The organism is Pseudomonas sp. P8_241 (assembly GCF_034008315.1).
Lineage (GTDB): Bacteria > Pseudomonadota > Gammaproteobacteria > Pseudomonadales > Pseudomonadaceae > Aquipseudomonas.
The window spans coordinates 2,268,575-2,283,624 of the sequence record NZ_CP125377.1 but is presented as its reverse complement, the minus strand read 5'-3'; the positions used below and the strand labels follow the sequence as shown (position 1 = coordinate 2,283,624).

The 15,050-nt window shown below is 60.1% G+C and carries 13 protein-coding genes; 3 read left to right on the top strand and 10 right to left on the bottom strand.

The annotated features are described in order from the left end of the window. Positions 1-149: 149 nt before the first annotated feature. Positions 150-1,592 (top strand): DUF1254 domain-containing protein, encoded by a 1,443-nt coding sequence (locus QMK58_RS10440; protein ID WP_080758132.1) that lies wholly within the window; start codon positions 150-152, stop codon positions 1,590-1,592. A 46-nt stretch (positions 1,593-1,638) separates the two neighbouring features. Here the strand turns inward: QMK58_RS10440 and QMK58_RS10435 are convergent, their stop codons facing one another. The 8 genes from QMK58_RS10435 to QMK58_RS10400 all read right to left on the bottom strand — a co-directional run bounded on the left by QMK58_RS10435 (position 1,639) and on the right by QMK58_RS10400 (position 8,968). Beyond that, positions 1,639-2,703 (bottom strand): phosphotransferase family protein, encoded by a 1,065-nt coding sequence (locus QMK58_RS10435; RefSeq protein WP_007942989.1) that lies wholly within the window; start codon positions 2,701-2,703, stop codon positions 1,639-1,641. A 34-nt stretch (positions 2,704-2,737) separates the two neighbouring features. Then, positions 2,738-3,880 (bottom strand): acyl-CoA dehydrogenase family protein, encoded by a 1,143-nt coding sequence (locus QMK58_RS10430; protein ID WP_320396243.1) that lies wholly within the window; start codon positions 3,878-3,880, stop codon positions 2,738-2,740. After that, the gene (locus QMK58_RS10425) at positions 3,870-4,022 is read right to left on the bottom strand and encodes a hypothetical protein (RefSeq protein ID WP_320396242.1); all 153 of its coding nucleotides are present in this window, start codon (positions 4,020-4,022) and stop codon (positions 3,870-3,872) included. Before QMK58_RS10425 ends, QMK58_RS10430 begins: the two co-directional genes overlap by 11 nt. Positions 4,023-4,082: 60 nt before the next feature. Then, complete coding sequence (locus QMK58_RS10420; protein ID WP_320396241.1) at positions 4,083-4,859, bottom strand: SDR family oxidoreductase; 777 nt, start codon at positions 4,857-4,859, stop codon at positions 4,083-4,085. 47 nt (positions 4,860-4,906) lie between these two features. Continuing rightward, complete coding sequence (locus QMK58_RS10415; protein WP_034150950.1) at positions 4,907-5,668, bottom strand: SDR family oxidoreductase; 762 nt, start codon at positions 5,666-5,668, stop codon at positions 4,907-4,909. Positions 5,669-5,723: 55 nt separating this feature from the next. Then, positions 5,724-6,551 (bottom strand): enoyl-CoA hydratase-related protein, encoded by an 828-nt coding sequence (locus tag QMK58_RS10410; RefSeq protein ID WP_320396240.1) that lies wholly within the window; start codon positions 6,549-6,551, stop codon positions 5,724-5,726. Between the two features lie 66 nt (positions 6,552-6,617). Then, positions 6,618-7,760: an acyl-CoA dehydrogenase gene (locus QMK58_RS10405; RefSeq protein WP_320396239.1), complete on the bottom strand. Its 1,143-nt coding sequence runs from the start codon at positions 7,758-7,760 to the stop codon at positions 6,618-6,620. A gap of 14 nt (positions 7,761-7,774) precedes the next feature. Next, on the bottom strand, positions 7,775-8,968 hold the full coding sequence (locus tag QMK58_RS10400; protein WP_320396238.1) for an acyl-CoA dehydrogenase family protein: 1,194 nt from the start codon (positions 8,966-8,968) through the stop codon (positions 7,775-7,777). A gap of 326 nt (positions 8,969-9,294) precedes the next feature. Between QMK58_RS10400 and QMK58_RS10395 the strand changes: the two genes are divergently transcribed. Together QMK58_RS10395 and QMK58_RS10390 are read left to right on the top strand one after the other, a co-directional pair. Beyond that, positions 9,295-10,791: a DUF1254 domain-containing protein gene (locus QMK58_RS10395; RefSeq protein WP_320396237.1), complete on the top strand. Its 1,497-nt coding sequence runs from the start codon at positions 9,295-9,297 to the stop codon at positions 10,789-10,791. Positions 10,792-10,849: 58 nt separating this feature from the next. Continuing rightward, positions 10,850-12,349 (top strand): DUF1254 domain-containing protein, encoded by a 1,500-nt coding sequence (locus tag QMK58_RS10390; RefSeq protein ID WP_320396236.1) that lies wholly within the window; start codon positions 10,850-10,852, stop codon positions 12,347-12,349. A gap of 183 nt (positions 12,350-12,532) precedes the next feature. Here the strand turns inward: QMK58_RS10390 and QMK58_RS10385 are convergent, their stop codons facing one another. Together QMK58_RS10385 and QMK58_RS10380 are read right to left on the bottom strand one after the other, a co-directional pair. Next, positions 12,533-14,089, bottom strand: coding sequence for a long-chain fatty acid--CoA ligase (locus tag QMK58_RS10385; protein WP_320396235.1), 1,557 nt, complete (start codon positions 14,087-14,089; stop codon positions 12,533-12,535). A 52-nt stretch (positions 14,090-14,141) separates the two neighbouring features. Continuing rightward, positions 14,142-15,044 carry an enoyl-CoA hydratase gene (locus tag QMK58_RS10380; RefSeq protein ID WP_320396234.1) on the bottom strand — a complete coding sequence of 301 codons (903 nt, stop codon included), beginning with the start codon at positions 15,042-15,044 and terminating at the stop codon, positions 14,142-14,144. Positions 15,045-15,050: the final 6 nt, after the last annotated feature.

Below are 15,050 nucleotides of genomic sequence, written 5' to 3'. Positions count from 1 at the left end.
GGCGTCAGGTTAAGCCCGCGCACTCACCCGCCACACCCCCCTTTTGGGGGGAAGGTTAACCACTGACAGGTGGCCCGAATACGCCATATAACATTGGCAAGCTAAGCTATAGGCGGTGTTTCGACCTGTGCAGCCATCCGGAGGTAATCATGATCAATCAACATCGTCGTGCATCTTCACCTCGACTGCGCCGGTTATTAAAACAGTGTTGCGTGGCTCTGAGCCTGTGCGCTCCGGCCGGTCTGACCAGCGCTGCGATCAACGCGCCGGTCTCTGCGCAGCAAGCGCAAACCCTGGCGAAGGAGGCTTATGTCTTTGGCTTGCCGCTGGTGTACATACAGACCCAGAGTGACATACAGACTCACGTCACCAAGGTCGGAAAGCTTCAAGCGCCCCTCAACCAGTTCGTCCACTATCGCGAGTTTCCCAACGCGGATAACAAGACCGTCGTCGGTCTGAATGTCGACACGCTGTATTCGCTGGCCAACCTGGATTTATCCAGAGAACCGATGGTTTTGTTCGTCCCGCCGATGGGCGACCGGTTCTGGATCATGCAATTGATCGACGCATGGAACAACGTGCCGCACGCGCCCGGCTCGCGCACACTGGGTGGCAAAGGTGGCACGTTCGCCATCGTTGGCCCCGACTGGCGCGGGACGTTGCCCAAGGGCATGACCGAACTGCGCATGCCTACCAGTCTTGCGCTACTGGGGGGCCGCACCTATACCGCAGGAACCGAGGATTACGCCGCCGTTCACGCGCTGCAAGACCAGTACAAACTGGTGCCGCTTTCGGCGTGGGGCAATGCCTACACACCACCGGACAACCTGCCGCTTAAACCCGGTGTGGATAGCAAGACCCCCGTGCCGGCCCAAGTGGACGTCATGCCGGCTCAAGTGTTTTTTCAACGTTTGAATGCATTGATGGTGCATAACCCACCCTACCCGGCGGACAGCCCTGTGATGACTCGAATTGCGCAGATAGGTATCAAGCCCGGCGTAGCATTCGACATGCAGCGATTCACACCGCAAGTACAACAGGCGATCGAGCGCGGGGTTGCAGAAGGTCGACAAGCTGTTCACGACGAAGAAGCAAAACTGGGCAAGCGAGTAAACGGCTGGAACCTGACCCGTGACATGGGTCGCTATGGCACCCAGTACACCTATCGGGCCGCATGGACCTATTTTGGTGTCGGTGGCAATTTGATCGAGGACGCCTTTTATCCACTATCGCTGATAGACGGCGACGGCAAACCTTATGACGCGGCTCACCGATACGTCCTGCACTTCACCAAGGAGCAGCTGCCTCCAGTCAATGCCTTCTGGTCTTTGACGATGTACGACAAGGAATCGTATCTGGTTCCCAACACGCTAAACCGTTACGCATTGGGTGATCGAAGTCACCTCACATTTGACGACGACGGCTCTCTCACGCTTTACATCCAGAAGGATTCGCCAGGAGGCGACAAGAAAGCGAACTGGCTGCCGACGCCAGCACAAGGTGGGTTCAAGTTGGCATTGCGCCTATACGCGCCGAAATCGGAAGTAACTAACGGCGAATGGGTACCACCGGCCGTCAAACGCATTGATTGAAAATGAGGACGCTTTGCTGCCTCTGGCTGCAAAGCGTCCTCTTTTCTCAGCGCCTGCCTTCGATCCACTGGCTTGCACGTTCGAAAAGCTTCAGCGCAGCCTGATGCAACTGCACCCCGATTTCTCTGGATGCCTTGCCGGCGCAGGCACGAGCGTGGGTACCCTCAAGCACGATACCCAGCTTGTAGCAGGCCAAAACCGCGTACCACTGCACGTGGCTCAGGTCGCGTTTACTGCCCATGGCGTAACGGGCTATCAGCGCCCCGGCGTCAGGAAATCCGCTCCATGGCTGCGGGGTAGCCGGGCCCGTGGCGATGCCATCAGCATCCGGCCAGGTCGCGAGCATCCAGCCGAGGTCCAGCAATGGATCCCCTGCCGTGGTCATTTCCCAGTCGACGATGGCACCTAATTGCGGCCCGTCATTGCGGAACATTACGTTGGCCAAGTGATAGTCACCATGCATCAGTCCCGGTTCGAACGTTGGGGGTCGTCGTTGCTCCAGCCAACGCCCGATGGCGCCCACATCGCCCAACGCCTGCGAACCACTCCAGCCGGTGAACTCCTCGTAACTATGGAGCAACGCTTGCCAGCGCGGGACCTGGCGTTCGAGGAAACCCTCGACCTTGCCCAGGTCGCTCAAGCCAACCCGTGCCAGATCGACCCGACCCAAGGCCGCGGCACCATCAGCCAAGGCCAGGCCCATGGCATGCCGTACGGCCAGGTCGCCGGCATGCAGGGCCGGCATCCGCTCGCACGCGTTGAACCCCTCAATGGGCTCCATCAGATAAAACGCCGAACCCAACACCTCAGTGTCTTTACACCCGGCGATGAATCCCGCATGCGGCACGTCGGTGGCGGCCAGCGCCTGCAAGACTCGCATTTCACGGCGCATCGTGGCGTTGCCGTCCATGCGCGGATGCAGCGGCGGCCGGCGCAGGACATAGTCGCGGCCGCTACGGTGCAGAAGTAGTAGCAGGTTCTGGGTGCCACCGGCCAGTGGTTGCGCACCACTGATCGGCCCCTCGCCCAGCCCCTCGACGTCCATCCACCGTTGCAGCCGAGGGATATCCACCAGTGTCTGCCAATCCAGGCCGTTTTCCATTTTGCTCATCAGGCACTCCCGTCATTCATGCCAAGAGCGCCCGTCACAGGACACCTTGCAGGTCTTCGAGCACATCGCTGTACTGGTTCAATGCACGGGCACGTTGACGCGGCAGGTGGTACGCCGGGAACAACTCGTCGCACGCCTGATAGGTATCGAGGATCTCTCGGGCCACGGTGACTTTGTGCACTTCGGTAGGACCGTCGGCCAGTCCCAGGAAATACGAGTTGACCACGCTATGTACAAATGGCATTTCATCGGACACGCCGATCGAGCCATGCAGGTGCAGGGCGCGGGAGGCGATATCGTGCAGGACCTTGGGCATGACGGCCTTGACGGCAGCGATGTCCTTGCGCACGCGTTTGTAGTCCTGGTGTTTGTCAATCAGCCAGGCAGTTCGCAATACCAGCAGACGGAATTGCTCCAGCTCGATCCAGCTGTCGGCGATCTTCTCCTGCACCATCTGCTTGCGGGCCAGGCGTTCGCCCTTGGTCACCCGCGACAGTACCCGTTCGCAGGCCATGTCGAGGATCATTTTTGCCTCACCGATAGTGCGCATCGCATGGTGAATGCGACCTCCACCAAGGCGTGTTTGTGCGACCACGAAGGCCTGGCCGACGCCACCGAGAATATGATCGGCCGGCACGCGGACGTTGGTGTAGCGCACGTAGGCATGGGTGGCGACTTTCTCGGAGGCAAAGCCCACATCACGAACAATCTCCAGGCCCGGTGTACCTGCCGGAACGATAAACATCGACTGACTGGAAATCAGTGGGGCTTCAGGATCGGTCACGGCCATCACGATGAAGAAGTCGGCATAGCGAGCGTTGGATGAAAACCACTTTTCGCCATTGATGACCCACTCGTCACCCTCGAGGACAGCCCGAGTGGTGAACACCTGAGGATCTGAACCACCCTGGGGTTCAGTCATTGAAAAGCACGAAACAATATCGTTGGCCAACAACGGTTCCAGCCAGCGTCGCTTCTGTTCCGGGGTACCGAAGTGGGCGAGGATTTCCGCATTGCCGGTATCAGGCGCCTGGCAACCGAATACGATCGGGGCAAAGTCTGAGCGCCCGAGAATTTCGTTCATCAAGCCCAGCTTCACCTGCCCAAAACCTTGCCCGCCGAGTTCAGGTCCCAAATGGCTGGCCCACAGGCCACGGGCCTTGACCTCAGCCTGCAACCAGGCGCACGTTGGCCGGGTTCTTCACGTCATAGGCGCAGTCCAGAATATGGTCGAGCGGCTCAACGCGGGTGCGCACGAATTCATCCATCCAGTCGAGTTCAGCCTGGAATTGGGCATCGGTTTCAAAGGACCAGCTCATGTCATTACTCCGTCGCAATTAACGCCACCGAGCGGTGGCCAATGTAGGGTTTCGAAGGGTTCAGGCCAGCGTAAGTCCGCCGTCCACCAGCAAGGTTTGCCCCACCATGTAGGAGGACAAAGGCGAGGCCAGGAACACCGCTGCACCCGCCATCTCCTCGGGCAGGCCCATGCGCCTGAGTGGGATACGTGCCAATAGTCCCTGCAGGCGCTCTGGTGATTGCGTGCTGACCCGTGTCAACTTGGTATCGACCAATCCCGGAGCAATGCCATTGACCCGAATACCCTGATTTGCCCAAGCGTCGCCCAGGGTGGCGGTGAGCCCGACGACGCCCGACTTGGAGGCGGCATAGGCCGGGTTGCCACGGGTCGTGCGAAAACCCGCCGTAGAACTCAGAGTGATCAATGCCCCTTGGCTGCGTTGCAGCATGTCCTGGAACTTGAGCGAGCACGCCATCATGCTGCCCAGATTGACCCGCATGACTTTGTCGAAGCCCTGCATATCGAATTCGGCGCGCTTGTACAAAATCGTGCCTTGGGCCAGTACCAACACATCAAGACGCTCGAATGCCGGCTGAACCTCTTCGATAGCCGACTGTTCGTTCAAATCGACCTGGGCATAGTGCAAGCCTTGCAAGTCCGAGCCTTCTTCCATGCTGTAGTCGCAGGCGTGCGAGCGAGTGCCCCACACATGCACCTGGGCGCCGAGTTCGCGGAAGCTTTGGGCGATGCCATTACCAATGCCACTGGAGCCACCGACCACCAAAACAGTCTTGCCGGTGAAGTCGAGCGCGTTGGCGAAGTTGCGCGCGGGGGCGCACGATAGCGGTTGCGGCATGAATGAAATCTCTCTCGTTGAATACACAGTCTGGATGCAGTGCAGAATCAGCCGGCGCTCAATCCGCCATCGACGGCGAGCGCGTGCCCGGTGATGAAACTGGCACCGTCGCTGCACAGGAACAGCACGGCGTTGGCCACCTCGTCGGCACGCCCCAGCCGGCCGATGGGATGCATGGCCGCAGAGCGTTCCGCCACTAAGGGATCGATCTTGATCATCTGCTCGAGCATGGGCGTCTCGATGACCGCCGGGCACACGGCATTGATGCGGATACCCTTTTTCGCGTACTCGATGGCCGCGGATTTGGTCAGTGCGACTACGGCGTGTTTACTGGCACTGTAAATGCCCATTTTGCGAACGCCGCGCAGGCCAGCGACCGATGCGGTGTTGACAATCGCCCCACGCCCCTGGGCCAGCATTACTTCCAGCTGGTACTTCATGCACATCCAGACGCCTTTGACGTTCACGTCCATCAGCGCGTCGTAAACCTCCTCACCACTGTCACCCACTCGGCCTTTCTCGCGCTCGATTCCGGCGTTGTTGTGGGCATAGTCAATGGCCCCATAAGTAGCGAGCACCTGTTCAGTGAGTTGCTTGACCTGGGCATCAGAGGTCACGTCGCAGGGGAAAAAGCTGGCTTCCCCACCCGCCTCGCGAATCATCCGCACGGTGTTTTCGCCACCGTCGCGCTGACAATCGACCACCGCAACCTTCAAGCCTGCCGCTGCGAAAGCCATGGCCGCGGCCCTGCCAATTCCACCCGCAGCCCCCGTAACCAGAGCGACCTGACCGGAAAAACTACTGTTCATCATTTTTGCTCCAATGGCTTGCGACGCTGTGCCAGCGCCTGTCATAGCGAAATAGTCAGTGAGTGTTCATGACGCCGGATTCGCGCCCGGGAAACTGCGGCTCGCGTTTCGCCAGAAACGCCTGGGCACCCTGTTCGAAGGTGGGCCTGTCCAAAAGCTCGCGCTGGCGATCAGTCTCATAGGTCAACTGTTGCGCCAGCGAATTGCCTCTGGCCGCATCGAATACACTACGCGCCTCGATCACCCCGTGGGCGGGTAGAGCAGCCAGTTGACGGGCCACGTCCATGGCCTGGCCCGACAAGGCTTCAGCGTCCACGCAGGCGTGAATCATGCCCCAGCGTTCGGCCTGTTCAGCCGACCAGCGCCCGCCCGTCAACGTCAGGGCCAACGCCCGTGGACCACCGAGCAGACGTTCGAGGAACCACGACGAACCGAGGTCCGGCACCAGGCCGAGTTTCGGCACGAACGGCAAATAGAAGTACGCCGAACGCGCGGCGATGATGACGTCTGCCGCCAGAGCCAGCCCCACGGCGCCCCCGGCGACACCACCGTTCAAGGCAACGACTACGGGTACCGGCAACTCGCGCAGTTGGGCTACAACTGGGTTGAACACCCCGTCCATCATCCGCGCGACATTGGCCCCGCGGCTTAGCCCCGCCTCACCACCGTGTAAAAGTTCGTTCAATTGAGCGCCAGCGCTAAACAGCTTGCCGTTGGCGGTCAACACCAAGGCCCGCACGCGGTTGTCCTGGCGCACCTCGGCCAAGGCTTCGAGGACTTCCTCCAGCATCGCCGCGTTCAAGGCATTGAGCAGTTCCGGCTGGTTGAGCGTGAGGACGGCGACGGCGTCGCGTTTTTCGTAGGTGATCATCTGGTAGTTCACGGTGGCTGGTTTTCCTGAAAAAAGGGCCCGAGAACCCATAAAGAAGCAAAGCGATGCCCAACTGTGTCAGTCGACCCGCATCAGTCGGCTGTATGTCTTGAGGTGATGGTCATCGTTACCGAACTGATGGTTGAGCATCAGCAAGTGCTTGGCGTGGTGCGACAACACGTACTCCCAGGTCAGGCCGATGCCACCGTGCAACTGAATACCCTGGTCGGCGATGAACCGGCCGGCGCGCACGATCAGGACTTTGGCGGCTGCCAGGGTGCGGCTGCGGTCGTCGTTGTCCGGTGCGTCCGCTGCGCAAGAGGCGAGGATGGCCATCGATGTGGCCTGGTCCAGTTCGATGCGCATGTCCACCATGCGGTGCTGCAAAACCTGGAACTTGCCGATCGCCTGGCCGAACTGTTTGCGCGTCTTCAGATAGTCGAGGGTCAGGTCGCACACCGCTTCCATGCTGCCCACCGCTTCGGCGCACTGCGCCGCAATCGCTCGGCCCTGCTGATAACGCAAAGCCGTCAGGGCCTGGCCCGCTTCACCGAGCATCGCGGCAGCGCTGACAACAACGTTTTCAAGGTACAGGTCGCAAGCCTTGCGTCCGTCCATGGTGGGATAGGCACGACGGCTGACGCCCGGTGCATTGGGGTCGAGCAAGAACAGGCTGACACCTTTTTCATCGCGCTCGCTGCCGGCAGTGCGCGCCGACACTACGATCATCCCGGCGCTGTGGCCGGCGACTACCACCGATTTACGGCCATTGAGTTTCCAGCCGCCGCTTACCGCCTCGGCGCTAGTACGCACATCGTGCAATTGGTAATGACTGGTCGGCTCATCGACAGCGACCGCCAGTTGCAATTGACCGCTGGCGACCTGCGGCAGCAATTCGCTGCGCTGCTCGTCGTTGCCAAGCTGGCTCAGCAGGCCACCGGCAAAAATCACCGAATGAAGGTAGGGTTCCAGGCACAAGCCACGGCCCAGCTCGGTCATGGTCAGCAGGGTCTCTACTCCACCGCCGCCGAAGCCGCCGTACTCGGACGCAAATGGCACGGCGGTCAGCCCAAGTTCGCCGAGCTGCTGCCAGAACGCGACACTGAAACCCTCTTCACTTGCGGCAAAGCGCTCGCGCAACTCGAAATCGTAGCTGTCACGCACCAGACGGGAGACGGTGTCTTGCAGCATCTGCTGCTCTTCGGAAAGTTTGAAGTCCATGATCGATAAGCCCCTTACAACTCAAGAATCATCTTGGCGATGATGTTCTTCTGGATTTCGTTGGAACCGCCGTAGACCGAGGTCTTGCGCATGTCCAGGTACTGGCTGAATGGTGCGGTGCTGTAGTCGCGGTACAGGTCCGGTTGGTCGCCGTAACCGAGTTCTTCTTCGACAAAAGGCATGGCATACGGGCCCAGCGTCTTGCTCATCAGGTAGGTGATGGCCTGGCGAATCTCCGAGCCCTTGATCTTCAGGAACGAACTCTCGGCACCGGGAACCCCACCGTCACGGGCGGACGCAAGGGTGCGCAAGTTGCTCATCTCGATTGCTCTCAGCTGGATCTCCAGATCGGCGATTTGCAGGCGCAATTGATCGTCATCGATCAAGGGCAAACCGTCTCGCTGCTCCTGGCTTGCGATCTGCTTGAGCCGCGAAAGCATCTGTTTGGCTTGGCCGATGCCGACAATGCTGGTGCGCTCGTGGGTCAACAGATACTTGGCGCAGGTCCAGCCCTTGTTTTCTTCACCGACCAGGTTCTGCACCGGCACCCGCACGTCGTCGAGGAACACTTCATTGACTTCGTGTTCACCGTCGAGGGTGATGATCGGCCGAACGGTGATGCCCGGGGTTTTCATATCGATCAGCAAGAAGCTGATACCGCGTTGCTGTTGTGCGTCGGGGTCGGTACGGACCAGGCAAAACATCCAGTCAGCGTAATGGGCCGTGGTGGTCCAGGTTTTCTGGCCATTGACCACGTAGTGATCGCCATCGCGAACAGCACGTGTCTTCAAGGCGGCAAGGTCAGAACCGGCCCCCGGCTCGGAATAGCCCTGGCACCACCAGTCTTCGCAACTGAGAATGCGCGGCAGGAAACGCGCCTGCTGCTCGGGTGTACCAAACTTGATGATCACCGGAGCGACCATGTTGACACCGAATGGCACGATGCCCGGTGCACCGAACGCGGCGCACTCTTCCTCGAAAATATGCTTCTCGACCACCCCCCACCCGGTGCCACCAAACTCCACGGGCCATCCGGCGGCCAGCCATCCCCGCTCATTGAGCAGGCGCATCCAGGCCACTTGGTCCTCTTTATTGAAATGCTTGCCATGGCGTCCGCGTGCAGCAATATCGGCCGGCACTGTGTGACGCAAAAACGCGCGAACTTCCTCGCGGAAGGCCTGTTCGGCAGGGGTGAACTGGATATCCACTGATGTACTCCTCGCATTCGGCTGAAGGGGGTCAGGAACGGCCCGACTCGCCCACCGACAGCCACGGTAGAGGAATGAACCGAGCGCGCACCCACCCGGTCAGGGGGAAAAAACCCACCCCCCTCTCCTGCTGGCGGTAGCACCACAGGAACACCGCCATGGCGTCAAATGACGACGCTTTGGCGTCCAATGACGAGACTCATGGCTATCGCCGCGCCGGCTCTCTAAACAACCATTGGGAGGTGAAATAACTGGCTGCCACAGACAGTCACTCAACAAGAAAAACAGACGCGCCGTCTTCACTGGCGCCAACTGGAACACTGCCCATGAAGTTCAATCGACGCCAAACCCTTACCCTGCTGGCCGCCGCCAGCGCCACGCCCCTGCTTGGCATCAGTGCCTACAAGGCCAGTGCCGATGCCAAGCCAGCCGATCTGCCGCTAACACCCGAACAGGCCCGCGAGATTGCCCGGGAAGCGTTTCTCTGGGGCATGCACCCGGTGGCGATTTATCACTTTCGCTACAACCTCGTGCAGAACGAACAGAACCCCCGCTATGTTGGCCTCAACCGCCTACGGCTGGCACGTGCGCCCTACTCTGCCAAGCAACGCGGGGCCACGACGCCGAACGCCACCACGCTTTATGGCAACGCCATGCTCGACCTGAGTGCGGAACCGGTGGTGGTCACGATCCCGGCAGTCGACCAGCGTTACTGGAGCCTGCAGATGGCCGACAACTATTCGCGCTGGTGGCACATGATCGGCAGCCAGTTCAATGCGCCCGGCCCGGTGCGCCGTTTGTTCGTCGGTCCGAACTGGAGAGGAAAGTTACCCGCCGACTTTGTCGGCGAAGAAATCGTGCAATCGGATTCGGACTTTGCCGTAGCGTTGTTGCGCATCGCCCTGACCGACGACACCGCGCAAGAGCTTAAGACCATCAACGCAATCATGGACCGCGTCACACTCATGCCCCTGAGCCAATGGATCGCAGCGGGTAAAAAAGAGATCAGGGCTGAAGACGTGCCGCTGATGCGCGCCAGCTATCCGACGTTCCCGGGCATGGAGAACATGCGCGAGCCAGGTCGCCTCAAGGGTACGGACTTTCTGCGTTGGGTCAGCCTGATCCTCAATGATCCGAGCTTCACCAAGCAAGCGGACGGACACAAGGAAATTGCTGCCTTCGCCCGCTTCGAGCGACTGGGCCTCAAAGCTGGGCAAACCTTCGAACCGGGCAGTCTATCGGCTCCAGTTTTGGCGGCTATCGAAGCGGGGATCGAGGATGGCAGAAAGGCGGTCCAGGCACAGATTGCCAAGGGCCTGGGGGCTGACATGAACGGCTGGTCGCTCTCCACCAATCTGGGTTACCAGGACAGCGACTGGTTGATGCGTGCCGTGTACGGCTACGTCGCAATACTCGGGCCGATTCCTTCGCGCTCGCACACCGCCGGCTTTGCCCTCAGCGATTCCCGGGGCCAGCCGCTGCACGGCGAGCACCGCTACACCCTCACGTTCGATCTGGCCGACATGCCGCCCGTCACCGAATTCTGGGAACTGCCGCTGTACGACCGCGAAGGTTACTTCGTCGACAACCCAATCAACCGCTACTCGCTCAACAGCTACATGCTCCAGCGCGGCAAGTTGCACACCGCAGGGGGCAAACTGGTGATTTATGTGCAGCACGAGGCGCCGACCGACCCTGACCAACGCCGCAACTGGCTGCCGGCACCCAAGGAAGGCTTCCAGTTCGCCGCGCGTTTCTATGGACCCCGCGGACCGCTGATCGACGCCAGCTACGCCATGCCCGGTGCCGTTCGAGTGAGTTGATCCCTGAGGTATTCATGACGACCTTTAGCGCCAGTTTTAACTCTTCAGAGAACCCGTGATGAAATTCACCCGTAGAGACTTCTTGCCCCTGCTGACCGGTGCGGTGATCGCCCCGACCTTGACCTTCGGCGGGTTCATACCCAAGCCCGCTCAAGCCAACCCGGCCACCGCCCCCCTGACACCCAAAGAGGCCCGTGCCATTGCCCGGGAAGTGTTCCTCTGGGGCATGCACCCGGTGGCGCTTTATCACCTGCGCTACATCCACGCGCAAAATCCGAAAAGCCCGCGTTTCGTGGGCCTGAACCGCTTCAAATGGTCACGCCAGCCCGCCAAGGCCCTGCCGCGTTTTGCGACCACACCCAATGCCACGACGCTGTACGGTCTGGCGATGCTAGACCTCAGCCAGGAACCCGTCGTGTTGACAATGTCCAAGGCCGACGAGCGCTATTGGAGCGTGCAAATGGCTGACAACTATTCGCGCTGGTGGCACATGATCGGCAGTCAGTTCAATGCGCCTGGCCCGGTGCGCCGCCTGTTCGTCGGGCCGAACTGGAGCGGCACTCTCCCCGCCGAATTCGTTGGTGAAGAGGTCGTGCAGTCGCCCTCCGATTTCGCCGTGGCCCTCGGCCGCCTCGCCCTGACGGACGACACCCCGGAAGAACTCAAGGCGATCAATGCCTTCATGGACCGCATCACGTTGATGCCGCTGAGCCAGTGGCTGGCCACAGGCAAAAAAGATGTGCGTGCCGAAGACGTGGTGCCGGGCAAGGCCGAATATCCGACGTATAGCGGCATGGAAAATGTGCGCGAGCCGAGTCGCCTGCGGGGCACGGAGTTTCTGCAATGGGTCAGCCTGATCCTCAACGATCCGAGCTTCACCAAGCAGGCCGACGGGCATAAGGAACTGCAAGCGTTCGCTCGCTTTGAACGGCTTGGTCTCAAGGCCGGGCAATCTTTCGATCCGACCAGTCTCTCCCCTGCGTTGCAAACCGCCGTGGCCGAGGGCATCGAGGACGGCGTCACCGCGCTAAAGGCACAATTGACCAAGGGTACGGGCAAACCAATGAATGGCTGGTCGCTGGCCACAGACATCGGTTACCACGATACCGACTGGATGCGCCGCGCACTGGCCGGTTATATCGCCGTGCTTGGCCCGGTGCCCGTTCGCTCACACACCGCCGCGCGCATGTACAACGATGCAGCGGGGCAACCGCTCAATGGGAAGAACCGCTACACCATCACCTTCGACCTCAAAGACATGCCACCGGTGACGGAGTTCTGGGAGTTGCCGCTGTACGACCAGGAAGGGTTTTTCGTCGACAATCCAATCGATCGTTACTCGCTCAACAGCTACATGCTGCAACGCGGCAAGTTGCACACGGTCGACGGCAAATTGGTGATCTACGTCCAGGCTGACGAACCCGGTGACCCCGATCAACGGCGCAACTGGCTGCCCGCCCCACGGGATGCCTTCCAGTTCACCGCACGTTTTTATGGGCCTCGTGGGCCACTGATCGATGGCAGCTATGCGATGCCTGGAATCGTCAAGGTCGGCTGACAGAAAAACGCCCGGGCCAGCATTCCTGGCCCGGGCGTAACATCAACTGTAGGAGCGAGCTTGCTCGCGATGGCGGTGTATCAGTCAACCTAGATGTTGGATCAGATTGCCTCATCGTCAGATCGCCTCCCCGACCAAGCTCACTCGCACAGTGTCCGCGTGTGCCGAATCAATATTCCAAAATCAAGGTTGAGTACCCCAGAAAGGTTTGCGCAATTCAGTCTTCAACACTTTACCGACACCGGATAGCGGTAGCTCGGAGCGAAACTCGACGCTGCGCGGGCATTTATAGCCGGCGATGCGTTCACGGCAGTGGACGAGAATGTCATCGAAGCCTGTATCGGCATCAGGTTTGAGGACGATGACGGCATGCACGGCCTCTCCCCATTTTTCGCTGGGAATGCCGATCACCGCGCACTGCGCCACTGCCTGATGGCTGGCGATGGCTGTCTCGACTTCGGCGCTGTAGATGTTTTCGCCACCGCTGATGATCATGTCCTTGAGCCGGTCGCAAATATGGATAAAGCCATCGGCGTCCATGTAGCCGCCATCACCGGTGTGCATCCAGCCGTTTTTCAGGGCGGCCTCGGTGGCTTGCGGCTTTTTCCAATAACCGAGCATTACATTGGGCCCGCGCACGATCACCTCGCCGACGCAGCCACGGGGCACTTCACTATCGTTTTCATCGACGATGCGCACCTCGGTGCAGACCGATGCCTGTCCGGCGGAATACATCTTGCCGCTGGCCTGGTGTTCGACGCTGTGAAATTCGCCACTCAAGGTGCTGGCCATCGGTGACAGCTCGGTCATGCCATACCCCTGGAAAAACTGCGCCCGAGGGAAAGCCTTGCACGCCCGGTCCAGCAATGCGGGGGTGATGGTCGACGCGCCGTAATACAAGGTGGTCAACGAGCCCAGGTCCAGCGCGGCAGATTGCGGATGATTGTCGCGCCAGTCCAGCAGCATCTGGATCATGGTCGGCGCTAGCAGTAACTGATTGACCCGCTCTTCGGAGATGGTCCGCAACACCATGGCCGGATCGAACGCCGGCAATACCACATGACTGCCACCGCTGATGAACAGCCCGGTCATGGCCCAGATATCGGCCAGGTGAAACATCGGCATCACATGCAAAAACACCGCGTCGGCGCCATAGGAACCCATCGCCACGGTAGCCATCGAGGAGCTGGCCACGTTGTTGTGGCTGAGCATGACGCCTTTGGGGAATCCGGTGGTTCCGCCGGTATAAAAAATCCCCAGCAACGCATTACCACGCCGACGCGCATCCTCCACCGGTGGATTTTCAGCGATCAGCGTTTCGTAATCGAGCATGAGGGGCGGTGTTTCGTCGATACCGACATGAATGACGTGTTCGACCGTCATCGCTTGAACCGCGATCTGTTTACCCTGCTCCATGAACGCGTCATCAACGATCAACACCGAGGTTTCAGAGTCGTCCAGTGAATACAGAATTTCACTGAGGCTCCAACGGCTATTGACCGGATTGAGCACCGCGTTCGCCCAAGGTACGGCCAGGAAATATTCGATGTAGCGCACCGAGTTTTGCGCCAGCATTGCCACCCGGTCCCCGGGTTTGACCCCGAGTCGTTGCAGCGCCGCGGCCAGTCTTGCGACCCGCTCGCCGAGTTGCACGAAGGTCAGTGCCTGACCTCGGTCACGCACGGCTATCGCGTTGGGTTTCTGCTGGATATGCCGATGCAGCCCTTGAGTGATGTACATGCGATTCCCCTGTTTTTTGTTCTGGACGGGCCGCCGAAGCGACCCTTGCACATCACTTCACCGACGTTTCGCTTTCGGCTGCCACGGGCTTCTTGACTGCGCCAGCCGTCATGCGAGGCATGCCGGTCGGATCCAGCAACATGCCGAAGCGCTGGGTGTTGTGGGCGTGGGTGACCTGATGCAGGGCGAAGGCGGTCTGCATGGCGCTGACCCGGCCTTGTGCGTCCTGGGCGGCGTTGAGCGCTTCCTTGGCCAGCTTGAGTGCAAACGATGGTTTCTGGGCGATGTTGGTGGCCAGGGCGAGGGTGAAATCAGCCAGTTTCTCCGGGGCCACGACATGGTTGACCATGCCCATGCGCCAGGCGTCCTGGGCATTCACCCAACCGGAGGTGAAAAGAAATTCCTTGGCCTGGCGCAGGCCCATTTCCCACGGGTGGGCGAAGAATTCGATGCCGCACACGCCCATCGCCACGGTGTTGTCCATGAACGAGGCGTCTTCACTGGCCACGATCAGGTCACATGGCCAGACCAGCATCAGGCCGCCGGCAATGCACTTGCCCTGGACCTGGGCGATGGTCGGCTTGGCAATGTTGCGCCAGCGCTCGGAAAAGCCAATGTAGATTTCCTTTTCCCGGGTCATCTGCGACTCGACGGTTGATGTGGCGCAACCGTATCCGCAGAAGGTGCCGATCGTGTCCCACTGGGCCATGGCGTCGGTGGGGTCCACCTCGCTCACGTCGTGGCCGGCAGAGAAATGCTCACCCTTGGCCGCGAGGATGATGACCTTGACTTCGTCATCGCGGTTGGCGCAATCCATCGCGGCATTGAGCTCGTATAACAGATGGGTGTCCTGGGCGTTGCGCTTGTCGACGCGGTCGAGGCTGATGCGGGCGATGTGCTGCGCCGGTTTTTCGTAGGCGATGGTCTTGTATTCAAGAACAAGTGGCTGGCTCATGGTGAA